The organism is Bacteroides salyersiae WAL 10018 = DSM 18765 = JCM 12988, assembly GCF_000381365.1.
GTDB classification, from domain to species: domain Bacteria; phylum Bacteroidota; class Bacteroidia; order Bacteroidales; family Bacteroidaceae; genus Bacteroides; species Bacteroides salyersiae.
This window is the reverse complement of the sequence record NZ_KB905467.1, coordinates 396,896-411,200: the sequence shown is the minus strand read 5'-3', so window position 1 is coordinate 411,200 and position 14,305 is coordinate 396,896. Positions and strand designations below refer to the sequence as shown.

The 14,305-nt window shown below is 39.8% G+C and carries 13 protein-coding genes, 2 tRNA genes and 1 pseudogene; 8 read left to right on the top strand and 8 right to left on the bottom strand.

Annotated elements, in window-relative coordinates; translation table 11 throughout:
- Positions 1-70: 70 nt before the first annotated feature.
- Positions 71-259 carry a hypothetical protein gene (locus HMPREF1532_RS13010; RefSeq protein ID WP_005930259.1) on the bottom strand — a complete coding sequence of 63 codons (189 nt, stop codon included), beginning with the start codon at positions 257-259 and terminating at the stop codon, positions 71-73.
- A gap of 96 nt (positions 260-355) precedes the next feature.
- Between HMPREF1532_RS13010 and HMPREF1532_RS13005 the strand changes: the two genes are divergently transcribed.
- Entirely contained in the window at positions 356-1,081 is a 726-nt protein-coding gene (locus tag HMPREF1532_RS13005; protein WP_005930257.1) for a class I SAM-dependent methyltransferase, read from the top strand.
- 45 nt (positions 1,082-1,126) lie between these two features.
- On the opposite strand, the gene HMPREF1532_RS13000 is transcribed toward HMPREF1532_RS13005, so the two are convergent.
- Positions 1,127-2,986, bottom strand: coding sequence for an SLC13 family permease (locus HMPREF1532_RS13000; protein ID WP_044097534.1), 1,860 nt, complete (start codon positions 2,984-2,986; stop codon positions 1,127-1,129).
- Between the two features lie 98 nt (positions 2,987-3,084).
- Entirely contained in the window at positions 3,085-3,693 is a 609-nt protein-coding gene (locus tag HMPREF1532_RS12995; protein WP_005930252.1) for a TlpA family protein disulfide reductase, read from the bottom strand.
- A 143-nt stretch (positions 3,694-3,836) separates the two neighbouring features.
- Here HMPREF1532_RS12995 and HMPREF1532_RS12990 point away from each other — a divergent pair.
- The 3 genes from HMPREF1532_RS12990 to HMPREF1532_RS12980 all read left to right on the top strand — a co-directional run bounded on the left by HMPREF1532_RS12990 (position 3,837) and on the right by HMPREF1532_RS12980 (position 6,361).
- Positions 3,837-3,910: transfer RNA gene (locus HMPREF1532_RS12990), tRNA-Thr, on the top strand.
- 201 nt (positions 3,911-4,111) lie between these two features.
- On the top strand, positions 4,112-4,336 hold the full coding sequence (locus HMPREF1532_RS12985) for a winged helix-turn-helix domain-containing protein (RefSeq protein WP_005930250.1): 225 nt from the start codon (positions 4,112-4,114) through the stop codon (positions 4,334-4,336).
- 531 nt (positions 4,337-4,867) lie between these two features.
- A complete protein-coding gene (locus HMPREF1532_RS12980; RefSeq protein WP_005930249.1) occupies positions 4,868-6,361 on the top strand; it encodes an IMP dehydrogenase in 1,494 nt (497 codons plus the stop codon).
- A gap of 205 nt (positions 6,362-6,566) precedes the next feature.
- Here HMPREF1532_RS12980 and HMPREF1532_RS12975 read toward each other — a convergent pair whose 3' ends face one another.
- Positions 6,567-9,308, bottom strand: coding sequence for a glycoside hydrolase family 3 C-terminal domain-containing protein (locus tag HMPREF1532_RS12975; protein WP_224206283.1), 2,742 nt, complete (start codon positions 9,306-9,308; stop codon positions 6,567-6,569).
- A 509-nt stretch (positions 9,309-9,817) separates the two neighbouring features.
- Here HMPREF1532_RS12975 and HMPREF1532_RS12970 point away from each other — a divergent pair.
- The 4 genes from HMPREF1532_RS12970 (at position 9,818) to HMPREF1532_RS12955 (ending at position 12,866) form a co-directional block, all read left to right on the top strand.
- Positions 9,818-10,579 carry a class I SAM-dependent methyltransferase gene (locus HMPREF1532_RS12970; RefSeq protein ID WP_005930241.1) on the top strand — a complete coding sequence of 254 codons (762 nt, stop codon included), beginning with the start codon at positions 9,818-9,820 and terminating at the stop codon, positions 10,577-10,579.
- Between the two features lie 13 nt (positions 10,580-10,592).
- Entirely contained in the window at positions 10,593-11,075 is a 483-nt protein-coding gene (locus HMPREF1532_RS12965; protein ID WP_005930239.1) for a GNAT family N-acetyltransferase, read from the top strand.
- Positions 11,076-11,078: 3 nt separating this feature from the next.
- A complete protein-coding gene (locus HMPREF1532_RS12960) occupies positions 11,079-11,546 on the top strand; it encodes a GNAT family N-acetyltransferase (RefSeq protein ID WP_005930237.1) in 468 nt (155 codons plus the stop codon).
- Positions 11,547-11,645: 99 nt separating this feature from the next.
- Positions 11,646-12,866 carry an IS256 family transposase gene (locus HMPREF1532_RS12955; protein WP_425265810.1) on the top strand — a complete coding sequence of 407 codons (1,221 nt, stop codon included), beginning with the start codon at positions 11,646-11,648 and terminating at the stop codon, positions 12,864-12,866.
- 152 nt (positions 12,867-13,018) lie between these two features.
- On the opposite strand, the gene HMPREF1532_RS12950 is transcribed toward HMPREF1532_RS12955, so the two are convergent.
- The 4 genes and pseudogenes from HMPREF1532_RS12950 to HMPREF1532_RS12945 all read right to left on the bottom strand — a co-directional run bounded on the left by HMPREF1532_RS12950 (position 13,019) and on the right by HMPREF1532_RS12945 (position 14,293).
- A complete protein-coding gene (locus tag HMPREF1532_RS12950; RefSeq protein WP_005930231.1) occupies positions 13,019-13,489 on the bottom strand; it encodes a hypothetical protein in 471 nt (156 codons plus the stop codon).
- Positions 13,490-13,522: 33 nt separating this feature from the next.
- A complete protein-coding gene (locus tag HMPREF1532_RS20950) occupies positions 13,523-13,666 on the bottom strand; it encodes a hypothetical protein (RefSeq protein ID WP_187373831.1) in 144 nt (47 codons plus the stop codon).
- 329 nt (positions 13,667-13,995) lie between these two features.
- Positions 13,996-14,073 (bottom strand): annotated as a pseudogene (locus HMPREF1532_RS22040) (ISAon1 family transposase N-terminal region protein); the annotation flags it as partial.
- A gap of 148 nt (positions 14,074-14,221) precedes the next feature.
- A tRNA-Cys gene (locus tag HMPREF1532_RS12945) sits at positions 14,222-14,293 on the bottom strand.
- Between the last annotated feature and the right edge of the window lie 12 nt (positions 14,294-14,305).

The following is a 14,305-nucleotide window of genomic DNA, read 5'->3' as shown; positions in this document are numbered from 1 at the left end:
TCAATTAGTTACAAAACTAACTTAGCTCCCTCTCCCACGGAGAGGGTTGGGGAGAGGCTTCATTCTATCACTATTTTTTATGCCTGTTCGCCCTCTTTTTCCTTATCTCCGCTTTCATTTTGGCTGCACCGGAGCCGTGCAATCCTTTGATATAAGTCGCTTTTTTCGCTTTCGTCTTTACTTTCTTCTCATCCTGTTTCGGACCGTCTTTCTTACCCTTAAAAACGATTCCACCCATCATTGCATCTTCTAAGCTCATAATCTAACTTCTTTATTTCATAATTTTCTGTGCACAAAGATAATCCTTTTCTACGAATTATCTATCTTTGCCCCCTCAACAACAAATAATGACCTGATGGAAACAAGCATACTAACGGCCGATAAGGATCCGATGGGTACCGCCATAGCCGATTACTTCAATCATCATAAAGCCGACCGCTTACGTGTTTTTTCTTCACAGTTTGATGAAGATGAAATACCTGTCGGGCAACTCTTCCGTAATATAAAAACGATGCCAATGCTCGAGCGTACAGCTCTGCAATTAGCCACAGGAAAGATTTTAGATGTGGGAGCCGGAAGTGGCTGTCATGCTCTGGCCCTTCAGGAAATGGATAAAGAAGTATGTGCCATCGATATTTCTCCGCTGTCGGTAGAAGTCATGAAGCAGCGCGGAATCAATGACGCCCGCTTAGTCAATCTGTTTGATGAACAATTTACCGGGCAATTTGATACCATTTTAATGTTGATGAATGGTTCAGGCATTATTGGTAGACTGGAAAACATGCCCGCTTTCTTTAAAAAGATGAAACAGTTACTCCGCCCGGGAGGGTGTATCTTGATGGATTCGAGTGACCTGCGTTATTTATTTGAAGATGGAGACGGTAGTTTTGAAATAGATCTTGCCGGAGATTATTATGGAGAAATAGATTTCCAAATGCAATATAAAGAGATCAAAGGTACACCGTTCGATTGGCTGTATGTAGATTTTCAAACACTTAGCCTCTATGCTGCCGAATGTGGATTTAACGCAGAAATCATAAAGAAAGGGAAACATTATGATTATCTGGCGAAACTTTTTTAAAGCCTCTCCCCAACCCTCTCCGTGGGAGAGGGTTGGGGAGAGGCTTTAAAAAGGAAACAGCAACGGCAATGCAAATACCATCACGATTCCCATTATCACCTGTAGCGGTAATCCTACTTTTATATAATCCATAAATGTATATTGCCCGGCCGGCATTACCAGTGCATTGGGAGGAGTCGAAAAAGGAGAAGCAAAACACATACTGGCAGCTACCGTAACGGCAAACAAGAACGGAACCGGGCTGACTCCTATCTGCAATGCGCTCTGCAATGCAATAGGCGCCATCAAGACGGCAGTTACCGTATTACTGATAAACATAGTCATCAATGAAGTGGTGAAATAAATACCCGCCATCAATACAATCGGACCATAACTTCCCAATCCGGTAACAAGACTATTAGATATATATTCCGAAGCACCTGTTTTCTCCAAAGCAAGAGACATCGGGAGCATACCGGCAAACAGTACGATCGTTTCCCAGTTGATCGTTTTATAAGCCGCTTCCACATTACGGAAACAACCGGTAATCACCATTAATACACCGGCTATCATCACAGCCGTAACGGGAGCAACCGGAATAAAATCAAATACCATCATGACTACCATCAACACCATAATAGCAGCAGCTACCGGTGCTTTGTAATCCAACGTCACTTTGGCAGCCTCATTCAGAGGTTGTCCCAATACCACCCAATCGGCGTCCTCTTTACTAAGTCGTGCTATATCTTGCCAGGTTCCCTGTACCAGCAGCACATCGCCACTATGCATTTTCTCATTACCCAAATCCTGCAAAATATACTCTTTCTTACGCCGGATACCCAATACATTCACATTAAACTTCCCACGCAAATCCGCATCCTTCACAGTACGATTGGCTAAATTGGACGAAGGCATCAAAACGATTTCCGCTATGCCGATATCATAAAAGTCCAATGAATTATTGGCCTTTGCCGCCTCTTCGGTAGTATGCCCGTCCAGCATTTCTAACAGGTAATCTTCTGCAAAACGCTCTACACTCTCCACTTCTCCGGTAACATAGAGAACATCCTGTTCTTGCATCACAGTATCGGGTTCGGCCAGTTTTTGTGTAATCGTTTTCAGAAAACGGTTTTGAGAAATATCGCCACGGCGCACCTCTAATATGTTCAACCCATATTTGCACCGTACATCAAGGTCGATGATTGTTTTACCGACCAATAATGAGGACGTATCGGCACGTAAACGAAACAGATTACTGGATAAGCCATACTCTTTCACCAACTGGTTCAGAGATTTTCCGGAAGCATTAACCTCCTGTTTTTTCCCTTTCTTGGAAAGGAACCATTTGGTGAGGGGCATCAATACAAGTGTACCTATCGTCACACAAATAAGACCTACGGGTAAGAAAGAGAAAAAAGACAAAGGTTCAAATCCCGCACTGGTCAACGCATTCTGAATGACAAGGTTCGGTGGTGTACCGATCAGAGTCATCATACCTCCCATACTGCTTGCAAACGCTAAAGGCATAAGCAACCGGCTGGGATTCATACCGGCACTAACTGCCAGACTTACCACAATAGGAAGCATCAATGCCACCGTACCGGTATTACTTACAAAAGCACCGATAGCAGAAGTCACGAGCATCACCAACAAAAAAAGTCGCAACTCACTCTTGCCTGCAAGCTTCAATATTTTGCTACTTATCATCTTTGCCAATCCTGTCTGAAAAATGGCTCCACCAACCACAAACAAACCGACCATCATAATCACTACCGAATTGGAAAAACCGGAAAGCGCCTCTTCCGGTGTTAATATCTGAAAAATAAGAAGAGAAATCAAGGCACAGAGGGCCACTAAGTCAGAGCGTACCTTGCCACTCATGAAGAAGACGGCAGACAGTACCAAAATAATAAGAGTTATAACCATAAAATAATAGGGTAATTGATAATAACAGATATTGAAATTCTCACATACACAAAATAAAAAGCAAAAAGCCAGCATTTACCGGCCTCTTACCATAAATATCACTTTTTCAACATTTCGTCGATTTGCCGAACCAATGAAGCAAATTCTTCTTCATTATACAAACGGGTCAGTTTAACTATCTTTCCTTCACGGTCTATCAACACATTACGTGTAATTCCGGAATTACGCAAAGCATATTTTGCAAAAATATCAGCACCCGGATCCAGTCCCAAAGGATAAGTGACCCCGGTGGTTTTTGCAAAAGCAAGCACTTTGTCCAAAGGTTCGTCACGGTCGATACCGATCAGTGCAAACTCAGGATTATTCTTATGTTTCAGCCAGATATCCTTTTCAATAAAAGGCATCTCTTTACGACAGACTCCACACCAACTGGCAGTAAACTGCAACATTACCACTTTCCCGCGAAGTGCCGAAAGACTCACTGATTTTCCATCCGTCAATGTCACGGTAAAGTCGGGCGCCATATTCCCTATCTTCACAATATATCCCGTACTGTCAGCCTGCAAAGCTGTCTCATTTTCCATAACTACTGCCACACTATCAGCCGCAGCAGATTCTCCCTTATTTATTTTTCCCTGTCCGGTACAAGCAATATTGCCCGCCGTCAATAATGCCAGACAGCAAACTTTAAAAAAAATCTTCTTCATTCCTTTTCTATATAATATATTGATTTGCAAAAGTAAACAAATCATGTGACTTATCAAAACAGCCTGTCCAAAGTATTTTTTCAAATTCCACTTTTGGAAAAATCAAAAGAATTACTACCTTTGCACCCGAAAAACCCCAAAATGCCTCTTTAGCTCAGTTGGCCAGAGCACGTGATTTGTAATCTCGGGGTCGTTGGTTCGAATCCGACAAGAGGCTCACCAATCTACAAGCATTTTCCGAAATTCGGGAAATGCTTTTTCATTTCCCGCAATTATTTCTATCTGCGCATCTTTTCAAATCCACGTTTATAGAATAAGAAATACAAAATCCACCCGATATGTTCATTCAGAAAAACAATTTCCTGCTTTTTTATGTCTGTTTTTTGTTTTAACTGAGACAACACTAAAACCCAACATTATGGAAAAAGTAAAAATTGGAGAAAACTCAAGAAAAGTATGGCATGTGCTCAATGAAATGAAAAGAATCTCAATACAGGAGCTCTGTTCAAGAACCAATTTGGCTATTGAGGATGCCATGTTAGCCATCGGATGGTTAGCACGGGAAAATAGTATATTCATCGAAAAAAGAGAAAATACTATTTATCTTAGTAACGGTTCGGAGTATCACTTCTGTTTCGGATAAGAAAAAGCGGCAAGCCTCTCCCCAACCCTCCCCGTGGAAGAGGAAGCTAAGTTAGTTTTGTAACTGATTAATAAACAAGAGTATCTGTACTCCCTCTCCCACGGAGAGGATTGGGGATAGGCTTTAAACTAATTAACAATGTTAACAGGAAAATAAGCCATCCATTTCTCATAGAATAAGAATATATACTATTAAGGTGTAAAAGTATATACTTTATGTATCCAAAAGTATATATTTAACTCTCTATTAAATACATACTTTTGGCCAATAAAGTTGCATTCCTATATTCCTTTGGAAATAAGCAACATAACCAATACTATCCGGCAATCAAAACGGATAATTATCATTCGCATACCCTAAAGGCCATCACTGATAATTGCGATTTTACTAAGTTGTCTTAAAACAGAGAAGCTACAACCGTTTCAACCGGTAACCAGACTAATATTAGCCGCTATCTCACAAAAAACTCTCCGCTTATCTTTAAATATAAAAAAAATGAGTAATTTTGCACGCCATAAAACAAGAAATATTATGGCTATTTATGTAGAAGAAGTTTCCAGAACTTTTGGTGAATATTTACTTATTCCCGGTCTTACTACCAAACAGTGTGTACCTTCTAATGTTTCGCTACGAACACCATTGGTAAAGTACAATCTCGGTACACAATCAGCAATTGAATTGAACATTCCTTTCGTTTCGGCAATTATGCAATCAGTATCAGGCCCCGAATTGGCCATCGAACTGGCACGTAACGGAGGTCTCTCTTTCATTTTCGGTTCACAACCCATCGCCAACCAGGCTGAGATGGTTCGGAAGGTCAAAAAGTTCAAAGCCGGTTTTGTAACCAGTGATTCCAACCTGACTCCGGAACACACATTGGACGATGTACTCCGTTTACTCGCACAGACCGGCCATTCTACTATCGGAATCACCCATGACGGTACTCCGAACGGCAAATTGCTCGGACTCGTCACCAGCCGTGATTACCGTATTTCAAGAGATGCCCGCGACAAAAAGATCAAAGATTTCATGACTCCTTTTGAAAAGCTGATCGTGGGTGAAGTCGGCCTGACTCTCAGTGAAGCCAATCAGATTATCTGGGATCATAAACTCAACACCCTCCCCATAATCGATAAAGATCAAAACTTAGCCTATTTCGTATTTCGCAAAGACTACGACAGCCATAAAGAAAATCCGAACGAAGTATCCAGTCCGGACAAAAAATTATTAGTCGGTGCCGGCATCAACAGTCGCGATTACAAAGACCGCGTACCCGCATTAATTGAAGCCGGAGTAGATGTACTTTGTATTGACTCTTCCGATGGATATTCGGAATGGCAATACGAAACATTGACATGGATTAAAAAAGAGTATGGCAATAAAGTGCTGGTCGGTGCCGGAAATGTTGTCGACAAAGAAGGATTCCAATATTTAGTGGAAGCTGGTGCAGATTTTATCAAAGTAGGTATCGGAGGGGGATCCATCTGCATCACCCGCGAACAGAAAGGCATTGGTCGCGGACAGGCTACCGCCTTGCAAGACGTAGCCAAAGCTCGTGACGAATACAAAGCCCGTACAGGCATATATGTACCTATTTGCAGCGATGGCGGTTTGGTTCAGGACTATCACATGGTACTTGCTTTGGCAATGGGAGCCGATTTCCTGATGATGGGACGTTATTTTGCCCGTTTCGATGAATCACCTACTAAAAAACTTTGTATCAAAAACAACTATGTGAAGGAATATTGGGGCGAAGGTTCCAATCGCGCACAAAATTGGCAACGATATGATATGGGAGGAACGGAATCATTGAAATTTGAAGAAGGAGTAGACAGCTACGTACCTTATGCCGGCAAAATGAAGGACAACCTTGCCGTAACATTAGGCAAGATAAAAGCAACGATGTGTAGCTGCGGCGCCATCAATATCCCTGAATTACAGAAAAATGCTAAAATCACAATGGTTTCTTCAACAAGTATTGTTGAAGGTGGCGCCCATGATGTGATCTTAAAAGAAAAAGCATAATCGCTTTTCGTTCAACGAAAATAACCATAAAGGGTGTCAAAAGTTCGACTTTTGACACCCTTTCCATATTTTGATGCAAAACTTTGCTGAAATCTTGCTTTGTATTAGCAACTGTTTTTCCTAAAAGCTACAAGATGATTCTTATAGCGGACTGAGGTTAATTTTAAGAGGAAAATTGAAACAAGTTCTTAAAATGTCCAGACAGTCATTGCTTAATCACTTTCTTATTACCGACAATATAAAAACCTTTAGGCAATCTTTCGAAGTCTTCAACAGTACCGACACAATAACCGGAAATATTGTATATCCGGTCGTTTTGCAATTTAAGATTATTTATTACATCCTGTATACCGGTAGGAGCCGATTTATAAGTGGTTTTAACAGTTGCAGCTTCCGTATTGATTTTACCTGTCAACCGTACATCAGCCGAACTTGCAGCAACGTAAATATCAACGCTTCCTTCTTCCACATCAAATGTATTCGTCTGTTCATTAAAATAAGACAATTGTTCGTGCTTCAATGGCATTGTGACAGTTTTCGTTTCACCGGGCTCCAATTCTACACGTGCAAATCCGACAAGCTGTTTAAGCGGACGTTCTATACTTGAATTTACATGAGCATATAACTGAACGATTTCCGCACCGGCATACTTGCCCGTATTGGTAATGTCCGCACTAACAATCAACTCCTCTCCTGCCGCGAGCCTGCTCTTGCTAATATTCAATTTTTGATATTCGAATGTGGTATAACTCATACCATATCCAAATGGATAAAGCGGAGTCTTGTCATGATACATATAAGTATATTTTGCATCGCGGATATCATAATTGAGCATACCGTTGGGTAAATCACTCAGCGCATTATACCAAGTAGAAGTCAGTTTACCGGAAGGATTATAATCTCCATACAAAACATCAGCAATCGCTTTTCCTTGTGCCTGCCCACCGTACCAGGCTTCGATAATAGCCGGAACATGCTCCTTAGCCCAATTGATTGTCACGGACGAACAAGTCTGCAACAGCAATATGACGTTCGGATTAGCCGAATAAACAGCTTCCAAAAGTTTTTGTTGGTCACCCGGCAAATTAAGATTAGTGCGGTCATGACTTTCATCGGAAACGGTAAGGTCTGTCCCGGCAGCAAATATAACGACATCCGCCTTGGCAGCTATTTCTTTGGCTCTCTCAAGGTTTGTTTCAGCCGTCCCCGTAACTGCACATCCCTTATAAAGGTAAAGCGGACCGTCCTCTTCAAGCGGATTGTTTGCATTCGGATCATAGAATTTAAACCAGTCCATATTCGCACAATACTTATCCCCGTTTGTTCCGCCTTCAAACTGTACGTACACCTTGTGTACCCCCTTGAATACATTCGGGTCGACTTCCGCAGTCGTTATTTCATACTTACTCCAGTTACCGGTTGCAGGGCATGTGACAGTCGCCTCCGGTGTATCATCTATTTCATCAAGATAGAACTTTACAATGGTCGCATTGTTGTTCTTGGCACCCGAATAAATGTCAACTCTTGATTTTCCTTCTCCCAAATTAATATCATTAAAAGCAACCCAATCGCCATTGAAAATATATCCCAAATTTCCGGCAGACCCGTTAGCTTCATGTGTCAATCGTTTGCTATCCGACGGTACACTTTGTTCCTCACAATCTTCAAACTGTATGGTTCCGTCATTTACCACGTACCCAATCTTTTCAGCAATGCCACCAAACGGAGTAGTTAGCGCCGTTGGTGAACCGGAGTACCCTCCAAGAGTGATTGTATTACCAAAAGGACCGATAACGGCAACACTTTTCGTTTTATCGAGCGGGAGTATATTATTGTCATTTTTCAGCAAAACGATAGCCTCCTGTGCTGCCTTATATGCCAATTGACGGTGCTCTTCACAATCAAGAACATCGTCAGAAATACTTCTCCAAGGAACATTGGAAGCATTGTCAAATTCACCGACAGAGAAACGCGCCTCAAATACTCTTACAAGAGCAGTGTCAAGATCCGCTTCTTGCATATATCCCTTTTCAATCGCTTCTTTACAATAGTCCTGAAAGGTATTTCCGCAATTCAAATCTTCTCCATTCACAATAGATACCGCAGAAGCCTCAGCAGCAGTATTCACAAAATGGTGCCTGTTCGATTGGTAAACATCATCTACCGCACCGCAATCCGAAGTAACAAAGCCGTTGAATCCCCATTCTGTACGTAAAATATCGATAAGCAATTCATGATTAGCACCACAAGGAATACCGTTTAGTGCATTATACGCACTCATGACAGAGCGTACATTGCCCTCCTTAACGGCCATCTCAAAAGCAGGCAGATAATATTCACGTAAGTTACGCGCATCCATATCCGACGATGTACTATGGCGTCCTTTCTCATAATTATTTGCAGCAAAATGCTTGGCTGTCGCTATTGTCTTATAATATTTCGGATCGTCTCCCTGCATACCTTTTATATATTCCACCGCTATTTTTCCCGTCAGGAACGGATCTTCACCATAGTTCTCTTCATCACGTCCCCAACGCGGGTCACGGCTCATATTAATAGTAGGACACCAGTAAATAAGACCTTTATCCTTTGTATTACTATATACACGTGCCTCATCTGATGTAGCCACAGCACAATCGAATATCAACGGTAAATCCCAAGTACTCGACATCGCTTTCGATACCGGGAACGAAGTAGCCAGTCCGGAACGGGCAACACCGTGAATGGCCTCATTCCAATAATTATATCCCTTTATATTCAGACGGGGAATAGCCAATGTCTGATGTCCTACCTGATTGATTTTTTCCTCCAAAGTAAGTAACGACACCAGATTCTTGGCACGTTCGTGAAAACTGAGCGACTCATCTTGAAAGGGATGAGTTTGCGCCATTACGCAACTTGCCACCACAAGTGACACTGCTGTAAGAGTAATTGTTTTTTTCTTCATGGTATTTATATTCATTAATAAATCTATATCAGCAAAATTACCATCCATGAGAAAAATAAAGGTAGAATATCTAATGCGAAAAGAGGAACTTATTTATTAATCCCTCTTTTCGCATAGATATTCCACCATAATAGCGCTTCGTATAATAAGGCATTTACCATATAAACAAATCACTTTCACAAGGCTATTACTTATAAATCCAACGGCAAGGTCATACGTAGCCCCCATTAGCTATGCTATTTAGCATATAAAAGAGTGCGTCTTTTCGGTTGAATGCTTTTAGGAATACAAGATATTTCTCAGAAGAGTTGTTTTTTTATTTATTTGATTCACAAGATTATGATTGAAATTATTAATTTTGCGCATATATACATAAATTTCAGGAAAAGGCACACACTATTACTAACGTATAGCATGATAAAGATATCTGAGTTATACCCATAAACAAGTTAGCACTAATAAAAATGCACTTCAATAAGATTGTACAATAAATATAATTTAAAAATAAAATGAATACAGATTATAGAGTTGGTGATTTGATTTATGACGCAAATATATATGATGGATTAAACATCTTCTTATCTGATTTGCAATTTTATAAGAAGTGGTTACCTCAAAACAAGAATGCTAAAATACTTGAACTCTGCTGTGGCACAGGCAGGCTTACGATTCCAATCGCAAAAGACGGATACCATATCAGTGGAGTTGATTACACTCCATCAATGCTGAAGCAAGCAAAAATAAAAGCTTTCGAAGCAGGATTAGAGATCAATTTTATTGAAGCAGACATCAGGACATTAAATTTACAAGAGAAATTCGACCTTATCTTTATTCCTTTCAATTCAATCCATCATTTATATAAAAATGAAGATTTATTTAAAGCACTAAAGAGTGTTGAAAATCATCTCAAAAAAGGAGGATTATTTCTGTTAGACTGCTTTAATCCCAATATTCAGTATATTGTCGAAAGCGAAAAAGAACAAAAAGTAATTGCCGAATATACAACCAATGATGGTAGGGAAGTATTGATAAAACAAATAATGCATTATGAAAATGCAACTCAAATAAACCGTATAAAATGGCATTATTTTATAAATGGTGAGTTTCAGTCAATTCAAAATATGGATATGAGATTATTTTTCCCTCAGGAATTAGATTCATATCTGAAATGGGCCGGATTTAATATCATCCACAAGTTTGGAAGTTTTGAAGAAGAAGTATTTAAGGACACTTCGGAAAAGCAGATATACGTTCTAACATTCAATCACTGATTCAAAATAGAAAATGAAAACAGATTTCACGATCAGAGTAGCACAACAATCGGACATCGTTGAGCTAAAGGATTTATATAAAAATACCGTACTTGTAATAAACAGGCATGATTATTCACAAGAGGAAGTTGAAGACTGGGCATCGTGCGGAGATGATCTTTCCAAAATAGGAAAGATGATAGAAACTCACTATTTTATTGTTGCCGTTAATCAGCAGTCTCAACTCGTAGGTTTCTCATCCATCACCCCACAAGGATACCTACACTCTATGTTCGTCCACAAAGACTTTCAAGGTAAAGGTATCGCAACTATGCTTTTGGAAGAAATAGAACGATATGCTATTAAAGAAGGGATTATGCGCATTACATCAGAAGTAAGCATAACCGCCCGTCCTTTTTTTGAAAAACAGGGTTACATAGTAGAAGTAGAACAAAAGCGCAGGGCTAATCAGCTTTGTCTGACTAATTACTGGATGGCGAAGAATTTAACAAAATAAAGTATGAATATCCGACAATTAAATCATGAGGAATATGACAAAGCGGTTGCACTATCACTTGATGTATTTACCAAGTGCGGAACAACCGACTTTGACACCAACGGATTAGAAACATTTAAAAAGTTCATCCACAACAAAAAGCTGATGAATGAACTCACTGTTTGCGGAGCTTTTGATAACAATGAGCTTATCGGTATTATCGGGACTAAGCTCAACGGTGCACATATCTCTCTGTTTTTTATAAATCCCGACCATCATCGCAAAGGTATAGGCAGAAAATTGTTCGACTATGCTTATGCAAATCAAATAGCAGACAAAATAACTGTAAATTCTTCATCCTATGCTGTGAGGTTCTACGAAAGTTTAGGCTTTTCAAAAATAAATGAAAAGCAAGAAACCGATGGGCTGAAATACACTCCTATGATAAAATGTACTTCATCTTTAAAAGCTGAGAAACAAGTACTTGAATAATTATACGGCACTATAAAATATTTTGTGTAAATGTAAAATACGGGCTTCAGTATGGGTTCCGTATTTTTTATTTAATAGCTTTGCAAAATGAAGAAAATTATGAAAGAGAAGAATCATGTAGTGCCTGATGAGGTATTAAGTAAGGAGTTCCTTAGCCAGTTCAAAACAGAAGCTGATGTCAGCAAGTTTCTGAAGCAGTTACACGCGCAGGTATTGGAGAAAATGCTTGAAGGTGAGATGGATGCCCATCTGGGTTATGAGAAGAATTCGGTTTCCGGTCATAACAGCGGCAATTCCCGTAACGGCAGCTACCCCAAGAAAATCCAAACCGAACACGGTGAAGCGGTCATACCTATTCCCCGTGACCGTAACGGTGAATTCGAGCCCATAGTTGTTCCCAAACACGAGAGTCGTGGGCTTTCCATAGAAAAACTTGTTATCTCCCTATATGCCAAAGGAATGAGCGTGTCCGACATAGAAGAGGAGATGCGTGAAATCTATGAGATAGAACTGTCCACATCAGCCATTTCCATCATCACGAACAAAGTCAATCAAGCTGCTCAGGAATGGCAGAACCGCCCTTTGGACCCGGTCTATCTTATCGTTTGGATGGACGGTATTGTCTTCAAGGTTCGTGACAACGGTAAAATCATCAACAAGACTGTCTATCTCTGTATCGGTCTGAAACAGAACGGCTTGAAGGAAGTCCTTGGCATGTGGGTGGGAAAATCAGAAAGTTCTTCATTCTGGATGGGTGTCCTGACAGATTTGAAGGCCCGCGGAGTGCAGGACATACTGATTACCTGCACTGACAACCTGAACGGATTTACCGACACCATACGTGCCGTATTTCCTCAATCTTCCACGCAAATATGTGTCGTACATCAGATTAGGAACTCCTGCAAATATGTCGTTTACAAGGACAAGAAAGAGTTTACAGCCGATATGAAGAACATCTATAACGCGCCCAACAAGGAGGCTGCTGTCGTGGAACTGGATAATTTGGAAAAGAAATGGGGAGGGAAGTACCCTTATGCCATCCTCTCATGGAGGAATAACTGGGATGACCTGACTGTTTTCTTCCAGTTCCCATTGGAAATCAGGAAAATAATCTACACAACAAACCTCATAGAAAATCTGAATGGAAAAATCAGAAAGTACACTAAATCAAAACTTTCATTCCCTTCGGATGATGCTGTGAAGAAAATGGTATACCTTTCTCTGATGGAGATTGAGAAGAAATGGACAATGCCGATTACTAACTGGGGATTGATTATGAATCAATTTATGCTTATTTTTGAAAACAGAATTCAGATATAAGAGAACTTATAACTGAATCCCGTTTCTATTTACACAAAATTATGGATACTGCCAATTATACAGGTACTGATAAATATAGAATCTCTCCTTTCCGGAGAGTCTGCTCCATTATAATATAATCTGATATCCAATGATACTCCCTATATGACACATCATAAAGAGTACTGATTCAATATTTGAAGTCTTTTTAAATCTTTTTCTCTACCAAAAAGAGATAAAATTCTTTTTTGCTCTTCAATTGTTGGTATTCTGACAATCATTTTTCCAACTGAAACTTCTCTATATTCTTGTACACAAACAGGTTGCCAAATATTATTCTTCTTGACTTGGAGGTTTCCCATGACCTCTATATCCATTAGAGGAAGATTAAATCTGGCAAAATTAGAGTGAAATAAATCATTCTCTTTGGTTTCAGGGGAAACTTCCATATACGCTTTCAGTAAATATTGCAACTTAGATGCATTCATTTCAGTTGTCAGAATATCAATATCTGATGTTTCTCCTATCTTTATATTCGACAAAATCATAGCAGACGCACCTATAATATAGAACTCTGAACTTATTTCCTGCAATTGAGCAGTTATACCTATGAGGGTTTGAGTTATTTTATCCTTAATATCCATATGTCTACAATTTACTTCTTCTCAAATAACCTGTTAAGCTATGATAGACAAATACCTCTGCAAAGCAGCTATCTCCACTTCAACAACCAACTGCTGAAAGCCTTCCGTCGAATGTTCCGTGTGTGACTTTTCCAATGCCTTGCAATAGTCAATTTTGGCATCATTACTACCCTTCAAGGTAATAACAACGTAGCTATTGAGAAGAAGTATAAATTCGTCAACAGTCGGAAAGCACAACCACTACCGTCAATCTTGCCTAAATAGCAACACTACACTGTCGCCAAATCTTTTATTTCATTTGAGCGCAAGTCCGATAACTTAGCCAAAGGATGATTCGAAATGAATTGCGCTTTTTCCTGCTGTTCCTCATTAAATATCTGTTCCATAACCATAAGACAATTGTAACCTATGGTTAGATTTGATTGTTCCCTATTATACTTTTCCCCTCATAATACTGAACCCTACCTTTCAGTTCATTAATATCCTTCTTGATAGAATCTATAACAGGTTTCCTGCACATCTACAAGATCAAAGTAATCTAAAGTACCTTCAGGAAGCAAAAAGCGATAACCATTGGAATCCATACTAAATAAATTTGAAGGCAAAAATACTAATTTTTAAATTTACCCCTCAGATTTTTACGTTGACCCCGGAATATTGTAGTGCCACTTCAAGACTTAAAATAAAAAAGCGCTAATTACTTATTTATCAGTAATTAGCGCTTTACTATTGAGGTTCCTGGCGGATTCGAACCGCCGTACATGGTTTTGCAGACCACTGACTAAGCCACTCATCCAAGGAACCTTATTTCCCATT

Bases quoted from the DNA above. Each gene is read 5' to 3' on its own strand.
- HMPREF1532_RS13010 (WP_005930259.1), bottom strand. From the start codon at position 259: ATGAGCTTAGAAGATGCAATGATGGGTGGAATCGTTTTTAAGGGTAAG.
- HMPREF1532_RS13005 (WP_005930257.1), top strand. From the start codon at position 356: ATGGAAACAAGCATACTAACGGCCGATAAGGATCCGATGGGTACCGCC.
- HMPREF1532_RS13000 (WP_044097534.1), bottom strand. From the start codon at position 2,986: ATGGTTATAACTCTTATTATTTTGGTACTGTCTGCCGTCTTCTTCATG.
- HMPREF1532_RS12995 (WP_005930252.1), bottom strand. From the start codon at position 3,693: ATGAAGAAGATTTTTTTTAAAGTTTGCTGTCTGGCATTATTGACGGCG.
- HMPREF1532_RS12985 (WP_005930250.1), top strand. From the start codon at position 4,112: ATGGAAAAAGTAAAAATTGGAGAAAACTCAAGAAAAGTATGGCATGTG.
- HMPREF1532_RS12980 (WP_005930249.1), top strand. From the start codon at position 4,868: ATGGCTATTTATGTAGAAGAAGTTTCCAGAACTTTTGGTGAATATTTA.
- HMPREF1532_RS12975 (WP_224206283.1), bottom strand. From the start codon at position 9,308: ATGAAGAAAAAAACAATTACTCTTACAGCAGTGTCACTTGTGGTGGCA.
- HMPREF1532_RS12970 (WP_005930241.1), top strand. From the start codon at position 9,818: ATGAATACAGATTATAGAGTTGGTGATTTGATTTATGACGCAAATATA.
- HMPREF1532_RS12965 (WP_005930239.1), top strand. From the start codon at position 10,593: ATGAAAACAGATTTCACGATCAGAGTAGCACAACAATCGGACATCGTT.
- HMPREF1532_RS12960 (WP_005930237.1), top strand. From the start codon at position 11,079: ATGAATATCCGACAATTAAATCATGAGGAATATGACAAAGCGGTTGCA.
- HMPREF1532_RS12955 (WP_425265810.1), top strand. From the start codon at position 11,646: ATGAAAGAGAAGAATCATGTAGTGCCTGATGAGGTATTAAGTAAGGAG.
- HMPREF1532_RS12950 (WP_005930231.1), bottom strand. From the start codon at position 13,489: ATGGATATTAAGGATAAAATAACTCAAACCCTCATAGGTATAACTGCT.